We start from the raw sequence: 23,777 nt of genomic DNA, 5'->3' as shown, positions 1-23,777 counted from the left end.
CCGAGCGTAGGGGCATGCAGGGGTTCAACGAGGTCCGGCCGCGCCGCTCGCCTTCACGAGCGCGACCCAGGCACGCCATTGGACCACGTACCTCCAGATTACGCACGCCAACCCGGCACGGATGCAGCGAAAGACGAACCGACCGACCGAACGAACGAACCGAACGACCGACCGCGACCGCCGCCCTCAGGCCGCCTCTTCGATATGCGCGCCGAACCACACCGCCGCCGCCAGGTTCAACTCCGCCACCACCTCCGGCGTGAGCGCCGCGAACCCCGCCGGCGCATCGACCGCCGCCGCATACTGCGCGGCATCCCCGCCCTCGCCGGCCGCCACCGCCATCCGCAGCAAGGTGCCGAGTGGCCCGCTGCGCGCCACGATCGCCTCGCGAATCTGCGGCGCGAGTCCCAGCTTCTCCAGCACGGCGGCCGGCGTGCTGCCCACCACCACGTGCACCAGCGAAAAAATGCCGGTCATGAACGCGGCATCGGCGAAATCGTCGTCGAACGGGCGCAGTACGCCCGCCGCCAGTTCCATGAAGCGCGAGCGCGTGCCCGCCAGTTGCACCAGCGGATCGGCACGCCATGGCAGGTCGCCACTGTCGGCATACAGCAGCAGTTGCGCCCAGCGCGCAATCTGCCGCGTGCCGGTTGCGATGATCGCCTCGCGCAGCGACGAGATGTTGCGGCCCAACCCGAACGCGCTCGAATTGACCAGCCGCATCAATTGCACGACCACGCTCGGGTTGAGCTTCAGCTCCGCTTCGAGCTCGTAAATGCCCGCATCGCGCGACAGCAGCGCCAGCAGGCGCAGCAGGCCCGGCCGCGGCGAGCGGTTGCGCGGCGCGGCCAGCACCTGCGGCCGCGCGAAAAAATAGCCCTGGAACAGATCGAAGCCGAGATCGCGCGCCAGCTCGAAGTCCTCGCGCGTCTCGACCTTCTCGGCGATCAGGGTCTTGCCCTGCGCGCGCAGCATCGAGGCCAGCTTGGGCAGCGCCGCACGTTCGGTCAGCAGGAAGTCGACCTTGACGATGTCCGCGTACGGCAACGCGGCCAGCACGTCGTCCGAGAGCTCGACGACGTCGTCGAGCGCCACCTGAAACCCCGCGCGGCGCAACTCGGCGAGCCGGCGCCCGAGTTGCGCATCGAACTTCACGGTTTCGAGGATTTCGAGGACGAAGCGCTCGGGCGGCATCAGATGGACGATGTCGTTGAACAGCAGCGCCCGGTCGATATTGACGAAGCCGCGGTGCGTGCCAAGCGCCGCCTGCACGCCGATCCCGCCGATCGCGCGGGCGACCACCTGGGCGGTCGCCTGGGCGTCGTCGGTGACTTCGGCGTAGTTGTGCGCACCGGCGCGGAACAGCAGCTCGTAGGCGCTCAGCGCGCCATGGCGATCGAGGATTGGCTGGCGGCCCAGGTAGACGAACCGCGCCGCGCTTGCCGGATCGGCGAGGTCGGCGGGTGAGTCGTGCACCTCGAGTCGGGGGATGGCCCTGACGGAATGGCGTTCAGACATGGATCACAGGTGCAGTGCAAGTATTCGGAAAGCAAAGCGGCAGCGGGCTGTCAGCCTTGCCACACAACGGTTCGACCGGTTCGGAGCCAGTCCGGATTCCGGTCTGTTTGCGGGTCTGCCTATTTAACGGACGCGAGTTCGCCGCACTTTAATGGAATCGTCGCGTGCTTTGTAACGGGTCCCTTACCCATTGTTTTTTTTAGTAGCGGCTAAATAGCGCCTAAAGATTTCCCGCTGGGGGTCGTTATCTCGTTCTGATGGGGCGGCCTGCTACCTCCCAGCCGTCCGAACCGGGCGGCGGGCAATGCGCCCCGCGTGCAGACGAATAAGGTTGCCAGCGACAAACATGGAAGCGAACAGGATCACCGCGCCCCGCCGGGGCTCCTTGCGCACGGTCATGGACCGGCTGCGCGCGTTCGGCCGGCGCGCGGACATCAAACCGCAGCTGGCCCCGAGCCGCACGGCGCAGCTGGAACAGGTGGTCGGCGCGGTCGATCTGCTGGCGCACGTCAACGACGAGCTGCGCTTCATCTACGTGTCCGACGCCAGCCTGCGCTTCATCGGCTATCACCGCGAGTATCTGGAGACGGTCACGCTGCACGATCTGGTGGCGCCGTCCGAGGTGCCGCGCCTCGACGCGCTGCTCACGCGCGCCGCGACCACCGGCAACGTCGAGAAGGCCACGCTCGGCCTGATCAAGTCGCTGACCTATCCGATCACCGTCGAGCTGCGCGTGGTGCGCAGCAGCCATGACGGCGTCGACGGCTACGCGATCGCCGGCTTCGACGTGTCCGCCTGGCGCGCCACCGAGGAACGCCTGACCCAGGCGCTGCATCTGGACCGCCTGACCAATCTCGCGAACCAGTCGGCGCTGGTGCCCGCGCTGCTCGAAGCGCAACAGCAGGCCGACGCGCACGGCACGCCGACCGCGCTGCTGCTGCTCGACATCGACGACTATCAGCGCGTGAACCGCGCGCTCGGCTACGACGCCGGCGACGAGATGCTGCGCGATACCTCGCGTCGTCTGCTGAACATGACGAGCCCGAACGAGACGGTGGCGCGCGTCGCCAGCGACGAGTTCGCGATCCTCGTCAAGCCCGCCGCGAGCCGCACCGACGCGGCCGCCGCCGCCGAAGCGCTGGCGCGCCGCCTGTTGACCGCGATCCAGCAGCCCTATGTGTATAACGGCCAGCAGGTGCACCTGTCGGCGAGCATCGGCATCGCGCTCTACCCGGACGTGCGTCATGCGAACGACAACGCCGGTCACGACACGCATCTGCTGCGCTGGGCCGATCACGCGCTGCTGCAGGCCAAGGCGGCCGGCGGCAACACGCTCGCCTTCTACGTGCCGGACGACAATCCCGCCGACGCCGAACGCCTGAAGCTGGAGGCCGACCTCTACGACGGGGTCCGCAACGGCGAGTTCTCGCTACACTTCCAGCCGATCACGAGCAGCCGCACGCATGGCGTGGTCGGCGTCGAGGCGTTGATCCGCTGGTCGCACCCGGTCCACGGCCTGGTGCCGCCGTCGATGTTCATCCCGCTCGCGGAATCGATCGGCCTGATCAACTTCCTCGGCAACTGGGTGTTGAAGGTCGCGTGCATGCAGTTGATCCAGTGGGACGCCAAGGGCATCTCGCTGCAATACGTGGCCGTCAACGTGTCGCCGCAGCAGTTCCGCGATCCGCGCTTCAAGGATTCGGTACGCGAGGCGATCGAGCTGACCGGCATCGACCCGCGCCGCCTCGTGTTCGAGATCACCGAAAGCCTGCTGATGCATGACCCGGCGCATGCCAAGGGTCTGCTGGAAGAACTGACGGCGATGGGCATCCGTTTCGCGGTCGACGATTTCGGCACCGGCTATTCGAGTCTGGCCTACCTGCAACGATTCCCCCTGGCCAAGCTCAAGATCGACAGGAGTTTCGTCGAGAATCTGCTAACCTCCCGGAACGATCAGGCAATCGTTAGCGCGGTCGTCGGGCTCGCGCAAACGCTCGATCTCGAACTGGTGGCCGAGGGCGTCGAAACGGAAGCCCAACGCACGCTGCTCACCGAGATGGGATGCGACCATATTCAGGGATGGCTCGTCTGCAAGGCGTTGCCCTCCGAGGAACTTGCGCAGCGTTTCGAAGCGCGCACGCTTCATCTGCATACCGCGTAACGATGCACGTGAAGCGCTCATGTAGTGGATCATGCAGCGGAACAAGCCGGCTTCGCGCCGGCGTGGCACTCATTGGAACATGTATGGCTTTGGCGGGACTCACATGGTAAAGGCGGCGGTGCTCGACCGGCTCTGGACGCGAATGAGCGAGCGCGGCGATTTCCCCATGCTGTCGCAATCGCTGCGCACCACCATGGCGGCGATGAACAATGACGACCTCGACTTCACCGGCCTCGTGCAGGTGGTGCTGTCCGATTTCGCGCTGACGCAAAAAGTGCTGCGGCTCGCCAACTCGGCGATGTACATGGCCTTCGGCGGCAACATCACCACCGTGTCGCGCGCGCTGATGGTGCTCGGCATGGACGCGGTCGGTCATCTGGTGGTCGGCCTGAAGATCGTCGATCACTTCCATCACAGCGCACCGCGCCGCATCGACGCGAAACTCGAACTGAACCGCACGCTGCTTTCGGGCTGCGTCGCGCGCAAGCTGACCGAGCGCGGCGATCTGCGCGCCGGCGAGGAAGCGGTGGTCTGCACGCTGATGCGGCAGATCGGCAAGCTGCTGGTGGTGTTCTATCTCGACGCGGAGTGGGATCAGATCCGCCGTCACATCGAAGGCGGCACGCTCGAGGCCGATGCCTGCGTGCTGGTGCTCGGCGTGACCTTCGACGAAATCGGCGAGGAAGCGGCCGTGCGCTGGCGTCTGCCGGACATGATCCGCTCCGGCATGGGCGAGTTCGATCCGCAGGACACCGAGCAGCCGCGTCAGGTGCAATGGCTGCGCGCCATCACCAATTACTCGACGGCGGTCGCCGACGTGCTCACCCAGCAGAACATGCCGGACTGGGAACGCGAGCAGCGCATCGGCGAACTCGCGCAGGAATACAGCCGCGTGCTGAACACCGATCCGGACGTGCTGCTCGAAATGAGCCTCGCGCTCGCCCGCGAGGAAGGCGGCGACGGCGTGATGGCCGAGATCGTCGAGTTGCGCGCGAATGCGGATGCGATCGCGCGCGAAGCGCTCAGCCCGGAAGACCGCATCGCGGTCGGCGTCGAAGATCTGCGCGGCCTGCCGGACGGCAGCCCGCTCGCCCCGGCCCTCGCGATGGCCGCCGAGACCGTGCTTGCCGGCCTCGGCTTCGCGCGCACGGTGGTGTTCGTCAAGCACAGCAACGGCACCTTCAAGGCGCGTCTCGGCCTGGGTCCGAAGATCGACGCGGCGCTGCCCAAGCTCACCTTCAACACCGCGTTCGAGCCCGACGTGTTCCATCTCGCGATCGCCAACTCGGTCGGCATCTTCATCGAAAACGCGCGCGATCCGAAAATGGTCGCGCGTCTGCCCGAGTGGTTCCGCCGCTCGTTCGACGATGCCCGCGCGTTCGTGCTGCTGCCGGTGGTCGACGAAAGCGATCAGACCGTTGCACTACTCTACGGCGACTGGTCGCATACGCAGGAGCCACGACGAATTTCACAAAAGGAAATGAGCGTCCTGAATGAACTGGCCAAGGAGTTAGGCCGTTTTTTCGGCCTGGGGCAGATGCGGGAAATGGAGACGATGTGAAGACCTGGCGGGATCGCTGATCTCGCCGCTTCACTCTCCTGATCCTGGATTTGCCCGACGCCAGGTTTCAACAGATGTGCCAAAGCCGGCATGCATTGCATGCCGGCTTTGTCGTTTCTGTCGCCTGTGTTATTGGCGCTGCTTGCGCTCAGTCCTCGATCCGCTCCAGCCCTTCGGCGCTGCGGTCCGCCACACCGGCCCACGCGCCCGCGGCGAGCCCCATGCGCGCGACCTCTTCCACGGTCAACGGCTGCAGGCGCTCGCACAGCATCGCAATCTCGTCCCACGCGCCGCGCTCCAGCGCCTCGACCGCGCTCAGCAGCAAACCGAGCACGCCCTCGCGTTGCAGGATCGCGGACTGGATCGGACGCGACAAGGTCAGCACGTTCAACGTGCTTTCGAGCGAACCGCCGAACACCGCATCGACGAACGAGAACACACCGGTCAGGAACGCCGCGTCGGCTTCGTCGCGGCCGGCTTCGGGCAGACGCTCGATCGCCAGTTCCATGAAGCGCGCGCGGGTCGCCGCGAGTTGCAGCAGCGGATCGTCTTCGAGCGCGACCTTGCGGCCATCGGCGTAGAGCAGCAGCTGCGTCCAGCGTGCGATGCGGTCCGTGCCCGTCGCGTTGATCGCTTCGCGCAGCGTCGTCACCTTGTGGCCGACCGCGAGGCCGCTCGAATTGGCCAGCTTCATCAGGTGCATCACCAGCACCGGGTTGAGCTTCAGTTCCGCTTCGAGCTGCGCGACGGTCGGCTCGCCCGCCAGCAATTGCAGCAGGTTCAGCAGCGCGTGACGCGGCGCGCTCACGCGACGCGTCAGCGAGGTCTGCGGACGCGCGAAGAAGTACCCCTGGAAACGATCGAAGCCGAGACCGTGCGCGGTTTCGAAGTCGCTCTGCGCGTCGAGCCCCGACGCGACCAGCAGCTTGCCCGCCGACTTCAGCACGCTCGCGAGCTTCGGCAGCAGCGCGGCCGGCGCGCGCGTCACGTCGATCTTGACGACCTCCGCGTAGGGCAGCAGCCTGGCGAAGCTGTCGGTGGGTTGCGTGACATCGTCGAGCACGAAGCGATAGCGGCGGCCATGCAGTTGCACGATGCGCGCGATCAACGCTTCATCCACTTCGATCGACGGCGCCAGCTCCAGCATGAAACGTTCGGCCGGCAGACGCAGGATCGAATCGTCGAGCAGCATGTCGCGGCTTACATCGACGTAAGCCGGGTGGCCCGTGAGCGCGCCGCGCAGGTCGCTGTGGATCAGGCCGCGCACCACGGCGCGCGCGAGTAACTGCGCGGGAGTGGGGGCGGCGGGTGTAGTCGGGGCGTCGTCCGGCGAAGCGCCGGTATCGGCGTTCGTGTGTGCTGCGTCAAGGCCGGCGCCGTTCGCCGCGCTTGCAGCCTCCGGTGCGCCCGGTGTCTCCCCCGCTTCCGGCAAGGCCGGCACACTCGGCGCAAGCACCTTGATCTCATACCCGCACAGCATGCCGTCCCGGTTCAGGATCGGTTGCCGCGCAAAGCTGGCATTCAGTTGCGCATCGTCCGTAACGCCTGGTTGGCCCGGATTCCCGATTGCGACGTTGGTCATTCCATCCCCCGCTCAGCGCCGACCGGCGCTTGCCGCTGTATTTGTTGGCTGTAGTTCGAATTTTTGCCGCTTTGCCGCAACGCCGTGGTGGGTGCTCACCCATGCCGCACGCGTTGCGCGTATTTCGCGCATTTTTCACACGCACACGCTGCGGGCCTCGGCGCGCCGGCATGCGGCGTGCCGCAAAGCGCCCGGGGATTTTAGCGCAGCGCGCCAGGCGCGGACATGTCATTGAAGCAATAACTCGAAATAATTCGTGACGTCTCCGAAAGATAAGCCGCACGGAATCGACGATACTGTGGTGCAGTGCAATAGCGTTCCACCTGCCTTTAACCACCAAGGAAAAATATGGACGTCAAAAGCGTGCTGTCAAATGCCTTCGCGATGCCGATCACGAGCCCGGCATTCCCCATGGGCCCGTATCGCTTCATCAATCGCGAATTCCTGATCATCACCTACCGCACCGACCCGGACAAACTGCGCGCGGTGGTGCCCGAGCCGCTGGAGATCGGCGAGCCGCTGGTGCACTACGAATTCATCCGCATGCCGGACTCGACCGGCTTCGGCGATTACACGGAAAGCGGCCAGGTGATTCCGGTGTCGTACCAGGGCGTGGCGGGCGGCTACACGCTCGCGATGTATCTGGACGACCATCCGCCGATCGCCGGCGGCCGCGAATTGTGGGGCTTTCCGAAGAAGCTGGCGAATCCGGTGCTGTCGGTGCATACCGACACGCTGGTCGGCACGCTCGACTACGGTCCGGTGCGCATCGCCACCGGCACGATGGGCTACAAGCATCGGCAGCTCGATCTCGCGCAGCAGAAGAAGCGGCTGGAAACGCCGAACTTCCTGCTCAAGGTGATTCCGCATGTGGACGGCACGCCGCGCATCTGCGAGCTGGTGCGTTACTACCTGCAGGACATCGACCTGAAAGGCGCATGGACCGGTCCGGCCGCGCTCGAACTCGCGCCGCATGCGCTCGCGCCGGTCGCGGAGTTGCCGGTGCTGGAAATCGTCGAGGCGCGCCATCTGCTGGCCGACCTGACGCTCGGCCTCGGCGAAGTGGTGTTCGACTATCTCGATCAGCCGAAGGAAAACCTGCGCTGAACGCGGCGATACCCGCGGCGCGTTTTCGTCGAGAACACGCCGCGAGCCATCATCCGCCTCGAAACGCAAACGGCCGCCTGTTTTTCGACAGGCGGCCGTTTGCTTGACATCGACCCTGCGACTGCCACGCGGCTTACTTCAACACGACCTTCACGTCGAAGTACTTCGCCGCCAGACGGTCGATCGTGCCGTCCGCCTTCAGTTCCTTCAGCGCCTGGTTCAGCGCATCCTTCAGCGCCTTGTCGCCCTTGCGCAGACCGTAGCCGACGCCCGCGCCGAGCAGCTTCTCGTCGCTGACGGCCGGACCGGCGAAGGCGAAGCCCGCGCCCTGCGGCTTCGTCAGGAAGCCCTTGGAGGCCGCTTCACCGTCCTGGAACGCGGCGTCCAGACGACCCGAGGCCAGGTCGGCGTAGATCTGGTCCTGCGTCTGATACGGCACGACGTCGACGCCGGCCGGCGCCCAGCGCGCCTTCGCATACGTTTCCTGGATCGTGCCCTGCAGCACGCCGACGTGCTTGCCCTTCAGCGAGGCCGGCGTCGGCAGCAGACCGCTGCCCTTCTTCGCGATCATCTGATTCGGGATCGTGTAGATCGGGTCGGTGAAGTCGATCGCCTGGCGGCGTTGCTCGGTGATCGTCATGTCCGAGTTGATCGCGTCGAACTTACGCGCCTGCAGCGCCGGGATCAAACCGTCGAACGCGTTCTCGACCCACACGCACTTCGCCTTCAGCTTCGCGCAGACGGCGTTGCCGACATCGATATCGAAACCCTGCAACTCGCCCGACGCCGACTTCGATTCGAACGGCGCATACGACGCCTCGACGCCGAAGCGCACTTCCTTGATATCCGCCGCCGAAGCGTTGCCTGCCGCTGCCGTGACCGTCGCGAACAGCGCGAGCGCAGCCATGTTTCGCCAATTCATCTTCATTACGGGTGTTCCTCTACGGTATTGAATAAGACGGAGCCGAATCCGGGCAGGCATGATTGCCGCGCCAAAAAACCGATTCAAACTCGTGCGGCCGGTGTGGTGCAGCGCAACAGCCGCGCGGCCGGGATTGTACAGGCTCCGCCGGCCACGCCTGGCGGGCGCGGGCAGAGGCCCGCCTCGACTCCGCGCGCAACGATGCACCGCGAACGTGCAAATTGATGTCGCGTTCAGGCAATCAAACGAGCTTCGACAGCGTGTCGTCAGTGGTGTCGACGACCAGCAGACCGGCGCGCAACCCCGGCTTGACCGTCGCGTTGGGAAACACCAGACGCTCTTCGTCGTGGCGCACCGTATAGCGATAGTCGCCGTCGCGCGCGAGCAAGGTGTCTTTCGCGAACGGCGTGAAGTTGGGCACGTCGGCGGCGACCAGCAGTTCGAACGCGTCGCTCTGTTTGGTGAGTTGATCGATCACGGTGAATACGCGCGGCAGTTGCGCCGGCGCATCGCCATGCGTACCCGCGAGCAGCGCACGCACCGCTTCGTCCGCGCCCGCGAAGCGCGTCAGATCGTTCTGGCCGAACGGCCGCACCTTGCCGAGTTCGAGCGTGCAGGCTTCGGCGTCGCAAGCCTGCGCGGTGAAATGCGAGTACGTGTTGCCCTTGGTGGTGTGCAGCAGCACCGCGCTGATGCGCGCCGCGCCGAGCCACTCGAACATCGCGCGCGAAAACGGCTTGCCGGTATGCGGCAGCAGCGCGAACTGCTCGAACGCGGACGCGCGGATCGCCGTGTGCATGTCGAGATGCCAGCGTGCGCCGGGCGCGGACGAAGCCGCCGCGAAGAACTGCAACGCGGCCTGTTCCAGCGCCGCCGCACGCGGCGCTTCGTGACTTTCGGGCACCTGCAGATGACGCCCGCTGAACAACCGGTTCAGATCGTCGTCGCGATAACGGCACGCGTCGCGCATCGCATCGACGTTGCCGAGAATCACCAGCAGGCGGCACGTCAGCGCGGCGGCGCCGTTCGCGATATCGCGCACGAGCAGCGACAGCAGTTCGATCGGCGCGGTCTCGTCGCCGTGAATGCCGGCCGACACCAGCACGCTGCGCGTGCCCGCTTCCCTCACCGCGGGCTCGATCGACAACACGCCGTCGTCCAGCCACGACCAGCGCGCGCCGTGCGCGCAGGCGCCCTGGGTTTCGCTCGCGGCAGGCCGCGCGCCCGCCAGCGTGTAGGCGAGAAAATCGTCGAGCATGGGCATGCCGTGATCAGCGCTGGAAGTCATACAGCGAACCCAGCTTGAGAATCTGCGTCAGCTCGTCGAGCGCGGTGCGCGATTCCGTCAGCAGTTGCGGATCGGTCAGATCGGTCGGCGCGAGACGATCGCGATAGTGCTTTTCGATCCACGCATCCAGACGGCCGAACAGCGTGTCGTCGATCCACACGCCCGGGTTGACCACCGCGCGTTCCGCGTCGTTCAACACCACCCGCAGACGCAGACACGCGGGGCCGCCACCGTTCTTCATGCTTTCGCGCAGATCGAACACGAGCACGTCGTCGATCGGACCGCTGTGCGAGGTCAGATCGTCGAGATACGCGGCCACACGCGGATTTTCGCGGCATTCCTGCGGCACCACGAGGACCTGCTTGCCGTCCGGACGCGTCAGCAACTGGCTGTTGAACAGATACGAGCCGACCGCGTCGGCCACGCTGACCTGCGCGTCCGGCACTTCGATCACGTTGAATTCGGACTTGAAGCCGGCGAGCTTCGCACGCAATTCGTCGTACACCGCGTTCTGTTCGACGAACGCCAGTTGATGGCAGAACAGCGTGTTGCGATTGCCGACCGCGATCACGTCGTTATGGAACACGCCGGCGTCGATCACGTCCGGCGTCTGTTGCGCATACACGGTGGCCGCTTCGTCGAGACCGTGACGCTGCGCGACCGCGCGGCTCGCCTCGAAGGTCTGGCGCGCCGGAAAGCGCTTCGGCTCCGGCCCGCGACGATACTCGCAGCGCCCGTACACGAAGAACTCGACGCCCCGCGTGCCGTACTCCGCGCAGAAACGCGTGTGATTCGCCGCGCCTTCGTCGCCGAGCGCGGGCGTGCCGGGCAGCGCCTCGTGCACCGCGAAGCGTTCGGCGTCGCTGAAAATCGCGCGCAGCGTGCGGCGCGTCGATTCATGCTCGATCGCGCGATGCAGCTTGCTGCACAGATTGGCCGGCGTGAAATGCACGCGGCCGTCGTGCGTATCGGCGGACGGGCTCACGGTCGCCGCATTCGCGGTCCACATCGCCGAGGCGGAACTCGCCGCGGCCAGCAGCTCGGGCGCGTCTTTCGCGACCCGCGCGATCACCGTCGCGTCGTCGCCGGAGAAGCCGAGTTCGCGCAGCAGACGCATCGACGGACGCTCCTGCGGCGGCAGCACGCCTTGATGAAAACCCAGCTCGGCGAGCTGCTTCATCTTGCGCAGCCCCTGCTTCGCGGCGGCCTTCGGATTCGCGACCGACTTCTCGTTGTTCTGCGACGCGACGTTGCCGAACGAGAGGCCCGCGTAGTTGTGGGTCGGGCCGACCAGGCCGTCGAAATTGGCTTCAGTGGCTTGCATCGTCGATCCTTAGAATTGGAGGCCCGGCGAAACGCTCGCGGGCATGTTCAGTTGCGCGCTTTCGACGGACGCCATCGGGAACGCGCAGTAATCGGCCGCGTAGTACGCGCTCGGCCGATGGTTGCCGGAACGCCCCGGGCCGCCGAACGGCGCACCCGACGAAGCGCCGTTGGTCGGCCGGTTCCAGTTGACGATGCCGGCGCGGATGGTGCGCTGAAAATGCGTCCACAGGGTGTCGTCGTCGGCGAGCAGGCCGGCGGACAGACCGAACTCGGTGTCGTTGGCGAGCGTCAGCGCCTCGTCGAACGTGTCGTAGCGGATGATCTGCGCGAGCGGGCCGAAATGCTCTTCGTCGGGCAGGTTCTTCACGCCGGTGACGTCGAGAATCGCGGGCGTGACGAAGCCGAGGTTCGGATCGCGCTGCGTCATTTTCAGCAACGCGCGCGCGCCGTCGGCGAGCAGACGGTCCTGCGCGGCGACAAGGCGCGAGGCCGCGCGCGCCGAGATCACCGCGCCCATGAAGGGCTGCGGTTCGGCGTTGTATTCGCCGACGGCGATACGTGCCGTGACCTCGGTCAGACGCGCGAGGAAGCGCTCGCCGAACGCATCGTTCGGCACGAAGATGCGCCGCGCGCAGGTGCAGCGTTGCCCCGCCGACAGAAACGCCGACTGGATCGTGTGATGCACGGCGGCGTCGAGATCGGCGACCGGGCCGATCACGAGCGGATTGTTGCCGCCCATCTCCAGCGCCAGCACGATCTCCGGACGGCCACCGAACTGCTTGTGCAGCAGCGTGCCGGTATCCGAGCTGCCGGTGAAGAACAGCCCGTCGATCTGCCTGTGATTCGCGAGCGCGATGCCCGTGTCCTTCTCGCCCTGCACGAGGTTCAGCACGCCGGCCGGCAGGCCCGCGTCGCGCCAGATCCGCACGGTCAGCGCGGCGACGCCGGGCGCGAGTTCGGACGGCTTGAACACGACCGCATTGCCCGCGATCAACGCCGGCACGATGTGGCCGTTCGGCAGATGCCCAGGAAAGTTATACGGCCCGAACACGGCCACCACGCCATGCGGACGATGCCGCAGCACGGCGGTGCCGTCGGCCATCGCGGAGCGCTTCTCGCCGGTGCGTTCGTTGTACGACTGAATCGAGATCTCGACCTTGGCGGCCATCGACGCCGCTTCGGTGCGCGCTTCCCACAACGGCTTGCCGGTCTCGCGGCCGATCGCCTCGGCGAGCGCTTCCTTGCGCTCGGTGACCAGCGCGGCGAAGCGGCGCACCACGGCGCAACGCTCGTCGAGACTCAGCGCCGACCACGCGGCGAACGCGCGGCGCGCGGCGCGCACGGCGCGATCGACGTCCTCCGCCGATGCGCTATGGCCTTCCCACACCGTCGCGCCCGTACCGGGGTTGCGCGACGCGAAAACGGGTCCTGTGCCGGCGGCCCATTCGCCGTCGATGAAAAGCTCGCTCATGATCATCCTTGTTTGTGTTTCTGCGGCAGCACGCGCACCAGATCGCCTGCCTTGACGTCGAGCGCCGCGGCTTCGGCGGCGCTCAGGCGGAACACGCCGTCGTGCGGCACGCCCGCGACCACGCCGACGCGAAAATCGCCGAGCGAGGTATTCGATACCATCGACTTCGGCCCATCCTGCGGTGCGGTCCCGCCGCCGGACGCAGTAGACGTGCTGGAAGCCGCGACGATTTCAACCGACGCCAGCACGCTTTCGCGCACCGTGCGCAAGTCGGCGATATGGCATTCGAGCACCGGACCGGCGTCGAAGATATCGACGTGATTCTCGTAGCGCAGCCCTTCCGCTTCGAGCATGCGGCGCGCCGGAATCGTGTCGCTGTGCGTGAGGCCCACGCAGTCCTGCGCTTCCTGCGGCAGCAATTCGACGTACACCGGATAGCGCGGCATCAGTTCCGCCAGAAACGCCTTGCGCCCGTGCGAACTCAGATAGTCCGCCGCGTTGAAATCGATCTGGTAGAAATGCGAGCCGACCGCGCGCCAGAACGGCGACGTGCCTTGCGCGTCGAAGTGGCCGCGCAGTTCCGCGCACAGCCGCTGCGGAAAGCGCTCGCGAAACTGCGCGAGAAACATGAAGCGCGAGCGCGACAGCAGACCGCCCACGCCGCTCGTGCGATAGCGCGGGCTCAGGAACAGCGAGCACACTTCGGCGTAACCCGTCAGGTCGTGCGAGATGTTCAGCGCGCGCATGCGGGTCCAGATGCCGAGGTCCTGGCTCGCGTGCACCACCGTGCTCACGCGATAGTTGTAGAACGGCTGCTGCAGTCCGACCGAGGTTTCGATCCCGCACACGCCGGCCACATCGCCGGTGTCGGTGTCTTCCATCACGAAGAAGTAGCCGGCTTCGTGCGGCGCGGCCTCGTCTTCCATCGTGCGGCGCGCGCGTTCCACCCGCGCCGCCAGCGCGTCGCGATCCGGCTTGAAGGTGGTGAGACCCGGGCCGGTTTCCTGCGCGAGCCGCATCAATGCGTCCACATCGCCTCGTTGCACAACGCGAACGACGATCATCGTGCGTCTCCCATGTGTTCGTCCTGTTGCGCGCGATGCAGCGGCACGCAGCGCACCGTGTCGCCTTCCGCCACGCCGAGCGCGGCGCGTGTCGCGTGCGGCAGCGCCGCGCCGGCGGTTCTGCCTGGGTCGCTTGCGGCGATTCGCCCCGCGTCCCGGCCCGCATCCTTGCCCGCGGCGAGTTCGCCGAGCACGCAGCGGAATTCGCCGTCCGCGCCGTTGTGCGCGATCAGATACGTCGCGCCATCGGCGACGGCGGCGGGCGCGTCGTGCACCACGCGCGTTTCGTTGAGCGTCACGCAGGCGCTGCGATCCACCTGCGCGGTCAGCACCGGACCCGCATCGAAGATATCGATGTAGCGGTCCGTTTCGAAGCCTTCTTCCTGGTGAATCTCGTACGCGAGGAGCGCTTTCGAATCCGGCTCGCCGAGCACGCGCTGCGCCGCTTCGGGCAGCAAGGGCACGTACACCGGATAGGTGGGCATCACCTCGGCGATGAAGGTGCGGCTGCGGCCGCCCGATTCGATTTCGATGTCGGCGAAATCGCGGCCGAAGAACTTGCGCCCCACCGCTTCCCAGAACGGCGACACGCCGTGCTCGTCGGTCACGCCGAGCAGCAGCGAGAACACCTCGGGCGTGAAGCGCTTGCGATTCGCGGCGATGTACATCATCCGCGCGCGCGACATCAGGTGCGCGGCGGCGTCGTTGCGCAACGACGGGTCGATGTAGTAGCCGGCGAGGCGGCTTTTGCCGGTCAGTTCGTGCGACATGGTCAGCGCGTGAATCTTGCGGTTCACATGCAGTTCGCGCGACGCATGGATCAGCGCGTCGTTGCGGAACGCGTAGAACGGGTCCGCGTAACCGGCCGCGGCGACGATGCTCGCCGTGCCCAGCAGCGTGCCGCTCGACGCGTCTTCCAGCACGAACAGGTAGAACTCCTCGCCGGGGAAATCGACGTCCGCGCGAAACGAGTCTTCCGACAACGCGATGCGCGCTTCGAGCGCGCTCCGGTCGTGCGGCAGCGAATGCAGCACCGGTTGCGCGGTGCGCGCCATGTGTTCGAGCGCGTCGAGATCGGCGAGGCGGCTGGGGCGTACGAAGAGCATCATCGTTCCTGTTGAGTGTGATGCGCGCTGGTGTGCTCGCTGGTGTGCTCGCTCATCGGCTTGAACGCATTGCGGACAATCACTTCGACGCCGCTTCGGCCTTCGCGCCGACGATCGATTCGACCGCCTTCGCGAGACGCTCGAAACCTTCGTTCATATCGTCGAGCGGCATGATCAGCGACGGCACGAAACGCAGCACGTCCGGACCCGCCATCAGCATGATCACGCCATGCTGGCCGGCTGCCGTGACGAAGTCTTTCGCACGGCCCCTGAACGCGTCGTTCAGTTCCGCGCCGATCAGCAGGCCCTTGCCGCGCACTTCCCTGAAGAGGCCGAAACGCTCGTCGAGTTTCGCGAGATGGGCCTTCAGCGCGTCGCTACGCGCATGCACGCCTTCGAGCACCTTCGGATCGCTGATCAACTCGACCACCTTCTCCGCGATCGCCGCGCCGAGCGGATTGCCGCCGTACGTGGTGCCGTGCACGCCGACCTTGAAATGCGCGGCCAGTTCGTTGGTGGTCAGCATCGCGCCGATCGGGAAACCGTTGCCGAGCGCCTTCGCGGTGGTCAGGATGTCCGGCGTCACGCCGCTTTCCTGGTACGCGTAGAAGTAACCGCTGCGGCCCACGCCCGTTTGTACCTCGTCGAAAATCAGCAGCGCGCCGTGCGCGTCGCAGGCTTCGCGCAGTGCCTTCAGGAAGGCCGGATCCGCCGGAATCACGCCGCCCTCGCCCTGGATCGGCTCGACGATCACCGCGCAGGTTTTCGCGCCGATCGCCTGCTTCGCCGCCTCGATGTCGTTGTACGGCAGGTGGACGATGCCGGCCGGCACCGGGCCGAAGCCTTCCGAATACTTCGGCTGCCCGCCCACGCTCACGGTGAAGAACGTGCGGCCGTGGAACGACTGCGTGAACGAGACGATCTCCGTCTTGTCGGCGCCATGACGCTCGAACGCGACGCGGCGCGCGAGCTTCAGCGCGGCTTCGTTCGCTTCGGCGCCGGAGTTCGCGAAGAACGCGCGGTCGGCGAAGGTCAGTGCCTCGAGACGCCTGGCCAGACGCAGCACCGGCTCGTTGGTGTAGCCATTGCCGATGTGCCACAGCTTGCCGCCCTGCTCGTGCAGCACTTTCAGCAGTTCGGGATGGGCATGACCCAGCGCGGTGACGGCAATGCCGCCGGCGAAGTCGATATAGTCACGGCCTTGCGTATCCCAGACGCGTGAGCCGAGACCGCGATCCGGCACGAAGGCGGCGGGCGAAAACACCGGCACCATGACTTCGTCGAAGGTCTGGCGTGTCACTGTCAGGTCGTTCATGGCAAATCCTCGTTACAGGTGAGAGGGAGTACAGGTAGTGTAGGAAACCGTTTGCGATACGTCTTGCGCATACGCGACGCTTTCTATGAGGTTCCGTGCGAACCGGCGGCCCGTGGTACCTACGCGCCGCGCCACGGCCCGCCGCCAGCGTGCCGTTGTGCCGTTGTGCCGTTGTGCCGTTGTGCCGCTGCGCCGCGACCGTCCCGGCGTTGCCGGCATCTGATGGCATTGACGGCGCTGTCGGCTCGCTTTCAATCCGTCTGGTCCGGCCGTTCGATCAGCGCGCCTGGCCGCGGCTCGCTCGCCGCGCCGGCGGCGCCGCTCGCGCCGGTCTGCTTGTCGATCCAGTTACGCCGGTCCTCGCGCGGCGTGACGCCGAAGCGCTCGCGGTACGCATTCGAAAAATGCGCCGCCGACGAAAACCCGCACGCCAGGCTGATCTGCACCACGGATTTGCTGGTGCGCTGCAACTGCGTGCGCGCCTTCGACAGGCGCAGGCCCAGATAGTATTTGGACGGCATCGAGCCGAGATACTGACGAAACAACCGCTCCAGTTGCCGTCGCGACACGCCGACGAGCGTCGCGATTTCGTCGGTGGTGAGCGGGTCTTCGATATTCGCTTCCATCAGCAGCAACGCGTCGTTCAGACGCGGATGCCGTTCGCCCGGCGCGGTGACGAACGGAATGCGCTGGCGCTCCTCGCCCGCGCGCAGCACGCCGACGCCGAGCGTGTCGGCGATCCGCTCGGCCAGTTCCGGACCGTGTTCGCGGCCGATCATCGCCAGCATGAAGTCGACGGTGGCCTGACCGCCCGCGCAGGTCGCGCGATCGCGATCGATTTCGAAGATCTGCTGGGTGACGATGGAGCGTTCGAACTGCTCGGAGAACTGCTGGTAGGTTTCCCAGTTGACGCTGACGCGATAGCCGGACAACTGCCCCGCCATCGCCAGCCACCAGACGCCGTGATGAATGCCGGTGACGAGCGGCGTGCGCTGCCCGACGCGCGACAGGCTGGCGAGAAAAAGCCGGTAGTCGGCGAACTGCTGAAACCGCTCGCTGACGATGATCAGCCAGTCGCACGCCATCGCGTCGCCGAACGCGGCGTCGGCGGGCCACTGCGCGCCGCCCGCGAGCGGCACCGGGCGGCCGTCCCACGAACAGACCTGCACGCGGTACAGCGCGCGGCCGTCGATCTCGTTGGCGAGGTTGAGCGCGTCCACGATCGGCCCGACGCCCGACATCGAAACGGGCGGCAAGGCAACGATCGCGACCTGCGTGGTGCGGGCCGGGCTGGACGTACGGGCCATCGGCTGAAACGGCTTGAGGTGGGTCGGGGTGGTAAGAACGCGCGGCAACAGGCGCGGCTAAAAGCGCGAAAAAGCGCGGCCTGGCTCGGCGCGTTACTTCAGGCTGCCGGACAGGAACTGCTTGAGCCGTTCGCTGCGCGGCGCGCTCAGCACCTCGGCGGGCAAGCCTTCTTCTTCGGTGCGCCCTTGATGCAGGAACATCACGTGGTTCGACACGTTGCGCGCGAAACCCATCTCGTGCGTGACGACGATCATCGTGCGGCCTTCCTCGGCGAGCTTCTGCATGACCTTCAGCACTTCGCCGACGAGTTCGGGATCGAGCGCGGAGGTCGGCTCGTCGAAGAGCATCACGTCGGGGTTCATCGCCAGCGCGCGGGCAATCGCCACGCGCTGCTGCTGGCCGCCCGACAGATGCGACGGATACTGTTTTTCCAGACGCGGCGCGAGACCGACCTTCTCCAGGTATTCGCGCGCGCGCTCCTCGGCTTCGCGGCGCGACATGCCGAGCACGTGAATCGGCGCCTCGACGATGTTCTCGATCACGTTCATGTGCGCCCACAAATTGAAGTGCTGGAACACCATCGCGAGCTTGGTGCGGATGCGCTGCAATTGCTTGTGATCGGCCACTTCGAGATTGCCGGCGCGGTCGGCCCGGGTCTTCACCGCTTCGCCGTCGACGACGATCTGCCCGGCGTTCGGCCGTTCGAGGAAGTTGATGCAGCGCAGGAAGGTGCTCTTGCCCGATCCGCTCGCGCCGATGATGCTGATCACGTCGCCCTTGTTCGCGTTCAGCGAGACGCCCTTGAGCACTTCGTTATCGCCGTAGCGCTTGTGAATGTCCTGTACGGCCAGCTTGCAAGCTTCGGTTTGAGTCGTGTGGAGCAAGATGCTCTCCCTGTGAAAATACGGATCAATCTGCGTGACGCTGACCGCTGAGGTATCGCGCCGCCAACGAGGTCAGTGCGTGCGCACCGCGAGGTAGCCCAGCCAGTGACGCTCGGCGCGGCGGAACAACGCCACCAGCGCGAACGACACCACGAGGTAGATCAGCGCCGCGAGGCCGAACGAATCGAACGAACGGTACGTGGCCGAATTCGCGTCGCGCGCCACCTTCAGGATGTCCGGCACGGTCGCCGTGAACGCGACGGTGGTGGCATGCAGCATCAGGATCACTTCGTTACTGTACAACGGCAGCGCGCGGCGCAGCGCGGACGGTATCACAATGCGCCGGTACATCGTGAACCAGCTCATTCCGTAGGCGCGCGCGGCTTCCACTTCGCCATGCGAGGTCGAGCGGATCGCGCCGGCGAAAATCTCGGTGGTGTAAGCGCAGGTGTTCAACGCGAACGCGAGAATCGCGCAGTGAAAACCGCTGCGGAAAAACGCGTCGAGCAGTTGATGCGAACGCACGAATTCGAGGCTGTACATGCCGGTGTAGATCAACAACAGTTGCACGTACAACGGGGTGCCGCGAAACACGTAGGTATAGAGGCGCACGGGCGTGGACAGCCAGCGCTTTTTCGACACGCGCGCCACCGCGAGCGGCACCGCCGCGCAGAAGCCGATGCCCACCGACGCCACCAGCAGCCACAGCGTGACCGCGAGACCCGACAGACGCTGGCCGTCCCAGAACAGGAACGCTTGCCAGAATTGATTGAGGATGTCGATCATGGTCTTAAAGCTCCGCGTGGCGCACGCCGGTCGAATAGCGCCGTTCCAGCCAGATCAGCACGAGGTTTGACGCGGTGGTGATCGCCAGATAGATCAGCGCGGCGACCAGGATGAAGAAGAACATGTTGAAGGTGCTCTTGCCGGCGTCCTGCGCGGCCTTCACGACATCCGCGAGACCGATGATCGACACCAGCGCGGTCGCCTTGACCAGCACCTGCCAGTTGTTGCCGATGCCCGGCAGCGCGAAACGCATCATCTGCGGAAACAGGATGCGCGTGAACACGCGCGCGCCGCTCATGCCGTACGCGCTGCCCGCTTCGAGCTGGCCGCGCGGCACCGCGAGGAACGCGCCGCGGAACGTCTCGGTGAAATACGCGCCGTAGATGAAGCCGAGCGTCAGCACGCCGGCCACGAACGGGTCGATATCGATCTGCTCCCAGCCGAGCGCGTCGGTGACGTTGTTGACCGCGATCTGGATGCTGTAGAACAGCAGCAGCATCAGCACGAGGTCGGGCACCGAGCGGATCAGCGTGGTGTAGCCGGTCGCGAGCGCACGCAGCGGCCGGTTGAACGAGAGTTTTGCCGCCGCGCCCGCGAGGCCGAGCAGCACGGCCACCGCCAGCGACAGGACGGACAGCTCGATCGTCTGGATCGTGCCGGCCAGCAACACCGGACCAAAGCCGTAAAGGAACACGCGTGTCTCCATCCAGGTGGTTTGAGGATGGCTGGGATACGCGCCGGCGGCTTCGCTGAGCCGCTCGTTCGACGCATCCAGCATGGCGCGGAGTCTCCCAAGCGAAAATGAATTGCTCAAATGGTGGATGGCGCGCGTGTTGCGACGCAACATCGCCCCGTCGACGGCCAGGAGGTGCTGGCAGCGCTTGGTTTTGCAGGGGATATGGGTTTGTAAGGCGCGGCGCGGGCGGCGGGCGCCGCCGCGATTTAGCAAGTTTCGGGTCGCTTTTTCGATAGACTGCCGGGCCGATCTGGTCTTGGTATTAACCCTGGCTTCGGCCCGTGGCGCGGATGTCTTTGCAGCCCGGAGCCTCCCGTGGGCGGCCGCCCGAGCCCTCGTTCGGTTTGCGCCTCACTCCATGCCGAGCCGCGAGCGGATCGCCGGCAGCATGTATTCGACCGCCGCCCGCCCCTCTTCGATCGCCGGTGCCGCGCGATGGAAATCGAAGATTCCCATGCCGCCCAGGCGCGGCTGGATCAGGATGTCGGCCGGTTCGCCCGCCAGCCGGCTGCGCGTAATGCGCACCTGCATGATGTCGATGCTTTGCGCGATCGAACTCAGCATCGACGGAACGCGCGCGCTCGGCGGGGGCGGCACGCGCACGTCGTCGGTGACGGGCGTGTCGGCCGGTGCCAGCCAGCGCGGCCACGGCTTGCCGTTGCGGCGCAGCGCGACCGGCGGCGGCGCGGCCGGATCGATGGCCGGCGTGTCCACCACCGCGCCGCCGAAGTCGCGGCCGTTCAGAATGTCGTTGTTCAGATCGACGGCGATCACGCAATCGGCCCGCATGCCGCGCGCGACCGACACCGGCACCGGATTGCTCAGGCCGCCGTCCACCAGCCATACGCCGTTGTGCCAGACCGGCGTGAAGATGCCGGGAATCGCGATCGATGCACGCACCGCGTCGGTGACGCTGCCGTCCTGCAGCCAGCTCTCGCGCCCCGTGTCGAGTTCGGTGGCGACCGCCGCGAACGGCAGCCCCAGTTGCGCGATCGAGCGGCCGGCGAATTTATCGGCGAACAGCTGGATGACCTTGCGTCCGCCCAGCAGGCCGCCCGAGAAACGCAGATCGAGCAGGCGCACCACCGTTTGCCACGTGAGCCGCGACACCCACTCTTCCAGCCAGTCGAGGTCGCCGTTCGCATAGACGGCGCCGACCAGCGCGCCGATCGAGGTGCCGCACACCACGTCCGGCTTGATGCCCGCTTCGTGCAGCGCGCGAATCGCGCCGATATGCGCCCAGCCGCGCGCGGCCCCGCCCCCTAATACCAGCCCGATCCGGCTGTAGCGACGTCGACGTATCATTGTTGTCCCCGTCCGTTATGTGTTCGTGTGTCTGAGTCTGCGTCTGAATCCGTGTCTGAATCTGTGTCTGTTTCGTCTAGCGCCCGCGGATCACGTCCGAGCGCGATGTCGTATAGACCTTGTGAAACTGATCGAAGTGCACGTTGAAAAAGCCTTCCTGGGTCACGCCGCCTTCGCGCCACTTCCAGCTCCACACCGTTTCGGGCTTCAGCGGATAGACCGCCACCTGCCCCGGTTTGCCGAGCAGACGCCGTACCTCGTCCTCGCTCATGCCGACGTGGATCTTCGCGAAGTTGGCCGCGGTCAGCACCTGGGTGATGGACTGCAGTTTCCCGCTACTGTCGATGTCGACCATATAGGTGTTCAAGCCCTCGGGGCCGCGCGGATATTCGAAGCGCTTCGAGCCGTCGGTAAAGGTGCGCTCGGTTTCCGGCTTGCCCATCTGATCGCGGATCTGCGCCTCGGTCGTGACGCCGGGCGTCATGTCCTTCAGCAGCAGCGCGTCCGGTTTGACGGCGTTGAAGAATGCCTTGAGTTTTTGCACGGCCTGGTCGCTCTGTTGTTGATCGCAGCCGCCGAGCGCGAGACACGCGGCCAGTGCGGCGGCAAGGGACAGTTTGAGGCTCACGGCGAAAGTCCTGTTTCGTGTCCAGCGGATGCGGCAATGTCAAAGCCCGCTTCGCGGTACGCGTTGTGTAGGGTGTACTACAGGATAACCGTGTGAGGAGAAAACCGCGAGCGAGGGAGGCAGCGCGACGGTGGGCCACGCCACGCAAAAAAGGCGACGCTGTGCAAAGCGTCGCCGGCGGTCGATATGGTCAACCGGGGAAATCGAAAAAACACGAAGCAAGCGCGAAGCAAGCGTGGTTCACGCAAGCCATCGCCGCGAGGGACGACGCGCAGCGGTCCGGTCCGCACGATGCGGTCAGCGACCGTGGCCGCTGACCTGCGCTCGCGACGGCGTGACGAACCGCTGCCTGTGTGGCCGCCCTGGTCCCTCGATAAGCCTTCCTGATGGCCTCAATCTAAATGGAATGGACGCTTTGTACGAGAGGGCGTTTACACCGAATCGGCAGAGGATTCCGGCGATGCGTCAGGGGCGAACGGCGTGGATCAAACCGGCGCAAACGCGGCGAACCCTGCCCGCCCCGCGCCCTGCAATACCGAATCGTTCTGCGGCGTATGAATGCGCGCGCACAGCACGTCGCGATAGTGACGCTCCAGCGGGTTGTCGCGCGTGAGGCCGGGATTGCCGGTCGCCTCCACCGCCAGTTGCACCGCTTCGATCGCCTGATTCGTCACCGTGTATTTGACCAGCGGCGCTTCGTCGAGCGACACGTGTTGCGCGTGCGCGCTCGCATCGAGCAGCACGCGATTGCTGAACAGCAGCGCATCGATCCGTCCGAGCGTCTGCTGGAACGCGGGCAGGCTCGCGAGCGGCGCGCCGAGACTGCCGGGACGGCGCGTCGCGGCCCACTGCGCGAACCAGTCGCGCGCGGCGTGCGCGACGCCGTCGTAGATCGCCGACAGCAACACGCTCATCCAAGCGAGCCCAGCCGCATCGAGTCCCGCGTTCGGAGCGGTGACCGGATGCACGTCCACGGCGTGATCGGCGGGCACGAACACCTTGTCGAAAATCAGTTCGTGGCTGCCGGTCGCACGCATGCCGAGATGATTCCACTCGCTGCCCACGCGCACGCCGGGCGCACCGCGCGGCACGAGCCAGACGCCGACGCGCGGTGGCGTCTCGTCGCTGCGCGCCCACACCGCGAGCCACGTGAGACCGGGGCTGCCGGTCGAATAGAGTTTGCTGCCGTCGATCAGCCAACCATCGCCGCTACGCGTCGCGACGGTCGAAGGCAACCCGCCGCGCGCCGGCGAACCCAGCTCGGGTTCGACACGCAACGAGTTGATCAGCGCGCCGTGCTGAACCGCATCGCGCGCGACGCGTTCACGCAGTTCGGCCGGCCAATGCGGATTGCTCTGCAAACGTTGTTGAAACAGGTACTGCATCACCAGCACGAGCGCGGTGGACGGCTCGCCGCGCGCGACCGCGCGTATCACCTTCAGCGCTTGCGGCAGACTCGCGCCGCCGCCGCCGAGCGACGCGGGCACCGTCAGCGACAACAGATCGTAGGCATGCAGCCGCGCGAGATTGGCGTGCGGAAATTCCGCGCTGCGATCATGGTGCGCGGCGCTCGCGGAGAACTCGGCCGTGAGTTGCGCGAGCAATGCGTCGAACGCATCGCTGTCCAGCGGTGGATGACGCCGCGTCACGGCGCTATCGGGGATCGGGGCATTCATGGGCGCACTCCGGCGAACCGCATCAGGCATCAG

Annotated in this window: 19 protein-coding genes; 3 read left to right on the top strand and 16 right to left on the bottom strand. The window is 66.1% G+C overall.

Annotation, left to right across the window (positions count from 1 at the left end):
• Positions 1-186: 186 nt before the first annotated feature.
• Complete coding sequence (locus tag LFL96_RS07405; RefSeq protein WP_280999660.1) at positions 187-1,518, bottom strand: EAL domain-containing protein; 1,332 nt, start codon at positions 1,516-1,518, stop codon at positions 187-189.
• Between the two features lie 346 nt (positions 1,519-1,864).
• Here LFL96_RS07405 and LFL96_RS07400 point away from each other — a divergent pair, with 346 nt between their 5' ends.
• Together LFL96_RS07400 and LFL96_RS07395 are read left to right on the top strand one after the other, a co-directional pair.
• Complete coding sequence (locus LFL96_RS07400) at positions 1,865-3,679, top strand: sensor domain-containing phosphodiesterase (RefSeq protein WP_280999658.1); 1,815 nt, start codon at positions 1,865-1,867, stop codon at positions 3,677-3,679.
• 103 nt (positions 3,680-3,782) lie between these two features.
• Positions 3,783-5,240: an HDOD domain-containing protein gene (locus LFL96_RS07395; protein ID WP_280999656.1), complete on the top strand. Its 1,458-nt coding sequence runs from the start codon at positions 3,783-3,785 to the stop codon at positions 5,238-5,240.
• A 148-nt stretch (positions 5,241-5,388) separates the two neighbouring features.
• Here LFL96_RS07395 and LFL96_RS07390 read toward each other — a convergent pair whose 3' ends face one another.
• The gene (locus LFL96_RS07390) at positions 5,389-6,822 is read right to left on the bottom strand and encodes an EAL domain-containing protein (protein ID WP_280999654.1); all 1,434 of its coding nucleotides are present in this window, start codon (positions 6,820-6,822) and stop codon (positions 5,389-5,391) included.
• A 348-nt stretch (positions 6,823-7,170) separates the two neighbouring features.
• Between LFL96_RS07390 and LFL96_RS07385 the strand changes: the two genes are divergently transcribed.
• Positions 7,171-7,929 carry an acetoacetate decarboxylase gene (locus LFL96_RS07385; RefSeq protein ID WP_280999652.1) on the top strand — a complete coding sequence of 253 codons (759 nt, stop codon included), beginning with the start codon at positions 7,171-7,173 and terminating at the stop codon, positions 7,927-7,929.
• A 133-nt stretch (positions 7,930-8,062) separates the two neighbouring features.
• Here the strand turns inward: LFL96_RS07385 and LFL96_RS07380 are convergent, their stop codons facing one another.
• From LFL96_RS07380 to LFL96_RS07315, 14 genes are all read right to left on the bottom strand, one after another.
• Positions 8,063-8,857: an ABC transporter substrate-binding protein gene (locus LFL96_RS07380; protein WP_280999650.1), complete on the bottom strand. Its 795-nt coding sequence runs from the start codon at positions 8,855-8,857 to the stop codon at positions 8,063-8,065.
• 235 nt (positions 8,858-9,092) lie between these two features.
• Positions 9,093-10,139: a succinylglutamate desuccinylase gene (gene astE / locus LFL96_RS07375; RefSeq protein ID WP_280999648.1), complete on the bottom strand. Its 1,047-nt coding sequence runs from the start codon at positions 10,137-10,139 to the stop codon at positions 9,093-9,095.
• Complete coding sequence (gene astB / locus LFL96_RS07370) at positions 10,123-11,463, bottom strand: N-succinylarginine dihydrolase (RefSeq protein WP_280999646.1); 1,341 nt, start codon at positions 11,461-11,463, stop codon at positions 10,123-10,125. The genes astE and astB overlap by 17 nt, the downstream gene beginning before the upstream one ends.
• Positions 11,464-11,472: 9 nt before the next feature.
• Positions 11,473-12,936, bottom strand: coding sequence for a succinylglutamate-semialdehyde dehydrogenase (gene astD / locus LFL96_RS07365; RefSeq protein WP_280999644.1), 1,464 nt, complete (start codon positions 12,934-12,936; stop codon positions 11,473-11,475).
• 2 nt (positions 12,937-12,938) lie between these two features.
• Positions 12,939-14,000, bottom strand: coding sequence for an arginine N-succinyltransferase (gene astA, locus LFL96_RS07360; protein WP_280999642.1), 1,062 nt, complete (start codon positions 13,998-14,000; stop codon positions 12,939-12,941).
• Positions 13,997-15,106, bottom strand: a complete 1,110-nt coding sequence (aruF, locus tag LFL96_RS07355) for an arginine/ornithine succinyltransferase subunit alpha (protein WP_280999640.1) — start codon at positions 15,104-15,106, stop codon at positions 13,997-13,999. The genes astA and aruF overlap by 4 nt, the downstream gene beginning before the upstream one ends.
• A 79-nt stretch (positions 15,107-15,185) precedes the next feature.
• Positions 15,186-16,421 carry an aspartate aminotransferase family protein gene (locus LFL96_RS07350; protein WP_280999638.1) on the bottom strand — a complete coding sequence of 412 codons (1,236 nt, stop codon included), beginning with the start codon at positions 16,419-16,421 and terminating at the stop codon, positions 15,186-15,188.
• 251 nt (positions 16,422-16,672) lie between these two features.
• Entirely contained in the window at positions 16,673-17,728 is a 1,056-nt protein-coding gene (locus tag LFL96_RS07345) for a GlxA family transcriptional regulator (RefSeq protein WP_280999636.1), read from the bottom strand.
• A gap of 93 nt (positions 17,729-17,821) precedes the next feature.
• Complete coding sequence (locus tag LFL96_RS07340; protein ID WP_280999634.1) at positions 17,822-18,613, bottom strand: ATP-binding cassette domain-containing protein; 792 nt, start codon at positions 18,611-18,613, stop codon at positions 17,822-17,824.
• A gap of 72 nt (positions 18,614-18,685) precedes the next feature.
• Entirely contained in the window at positions 18,686-19,399 is a 714-nt protein-coding gene (locus tag LFL96_RS07335; RefSeq protein WP_280999631.1) for an ABC transporter permease, read from the bottom strand.
• A 4-nt stretch (positions 19,400-19,403) separates the two neighbouring features.
• On the bottom strand, positions 19,404-20,093 hold the full coding sequence (hisQ, locus tag LFL96_RS07330) for a histidine ABC transporter permease HisQ (protein WP_281000604.1): 690 nt from the start codon (positions 20,091-20,093) through the stop codon (positions 19,404-19,406).
• Positions 20,094-20,486: 393 nt separating this feature from the next.
• Positions 20,487-21,440, bottom strand: a complete 954-nt coding sequence (locus tag LFL96_RS07325) for a patatin-like phospholipase family protein (protein WP_280999629.1) — start codon at positions 21,438-21,440, stop codon at positions 20,487-20,489.
• A 76-nt stretch (positions 21,441-21,516) separates the two neighbouring features.
• Positions 21,517-22,068, bottom strand: a complete 552-nt coding sequence (locus LFL96_RS07320; RefSeq protein WP_280999627.1) for a hypothetical protein — start codon at positions 22,066-22,068, stop codon at positions 21,517-21,519.
• Between the two features lie 485 nt (positions 22,069-22,553).
• The gene (locus LFL96_RS07315) at positions 22,554-23,744 is read right to left on the bottom strand and encodes an acyl-CoA dehydrogenase family protein (RefSeq protein ID WP_280999625.1); all 1,191 of its coding nucleotides are present in this window, start codon (positions 23,742-23,744) and stop codon (positions 22,554-22,556) included.
• Positions 23,745-23,777: the final 33 nt, after the last annotated feature.

The sequence above is a fragment of the Paraburkholderia sp. D15 genome (assembly GCF_029910215.1).
Taxonomy (GTDB): Bacteria; Pseudomonadota; Gammaproteobacteria; order Burkholderiales; family Burkholderiaceae; genus Paraburkholderia.
The sequence above is the reverse complement of the archived record's forward strand: the minus strand, read 5'-3'. Positions and strand labels throughout refer to the sequence as shown.

Bases quoted from the DNA above. Each gene is read 5' to 3' on its own strand.
- LFL96_RS07405 (WP_280999660.1), bottom strand. From the start codon at position 1,518: ATGTCTGAACGCCATTCCGTCAGGGCCATCCCCCGACTCGAGGTGCAC.
- LFL96_RS07400 (WP_280999658.1), top strand. From the start codon at position 1,865: ATGGAAGCGAACAGGATCACCGCGCCCCGCCGGGGCTCCTTGCGCACG.
- LFL96_RS07395 (WP_280999656.1), top strand. From the start codon at position 3,783: ATGGTAAAGGCGGCGGTGCTCGACCGGCTCTGGACGCGAATGAGCGAG.
- LFL96_RS07390 (WP_280999654.1), bottom strand. From the start codon at position 6,822: ATGACCAACGTCGCAATCGGGAATCCGGGCCAACCAGGCGTTACGGAC.
- LFL96_RS07385 (WP_280999652.1), top strand. From the start codon at position 7,171: ATGGACGTCAAAAGCGTGCTGTCAAATGCCTTCGCGATGCCGATCACG.
- LFL96_RS07380 (WP_280999650.1), bottom strand. From the start codon at position 8,857: ATGAAGATGAATTGGCGAAACATGGCTGCGCTCGCGCTGTTCGCGACG.
- astE (WP_280999648.1), bottom strand. From the start codon at position 10,139: ATGACTTCCAGCGCTGATCACGGCATGCCCATGCTCGACGATTTTCTC.
- astB (WP_280999646.1), bottom strand. From the start codon at position 11,463: ATGCAAGCCACTGAAGCCAATTTCGACGGCCTGGTCGGCCCGACCCAC.
- astD (WP_280999644.1), bottom strand. From the start codon at position 12,936: ATGAGCGAGCTTTTCATCGACGGCGAATGGGCCGCCGGCACAGGACCC.
- astA (WP_280999642.1), bottom strand. From the start codon at position 14,000: ATGATCGTCGTTCGCGTTGTGCAACGAGGCGATGTGGACGCATTGATG.
- aruF (WP_280999640.1), bottom strand. From the start codon at position 15,106: ATGCTCTTCGTACGCCCCAGCCGCCTCGCCGATCTCGACGCGCTCGAA.
- LFL96_RS07350 (WP_280999638.1), bottom strand. From the start codon at position 16,421: ATGAACGACCTGACAGTGACACGCCAGACCTTCGACGAAGTCATGGTG.
- LFL96_RS07345 (WP_280999636.1), bottom strand. From the start codon at position 17,728: ATGGCCCGTACGTCCAGCCCGGCCCGCACCACGCAGGTCGCGATCGTT.
- LFL96_RS07335 (WP_280999631.1), bottom strand. From the start codon at position 19,399: ATGATCGACATCCTCAATCAATTCTGGCAAGCGTTCCTGTTCTGGGAC.
- LFL96_RS07325 (WP_280999629.1), bottom strand. From the start codon at position 21,440: ATGATACGTCGACGTCGCTACAGCCGGATCGGGCTGGTATTAGGGGGC.
- LFL96_RS07315 (WP_280999625.1), bottom strand. From the start codon at position 23,744: ATGAATGCCCCGATCCCCGATAGCGCCGTGACGCGGCGTCATCCACCG.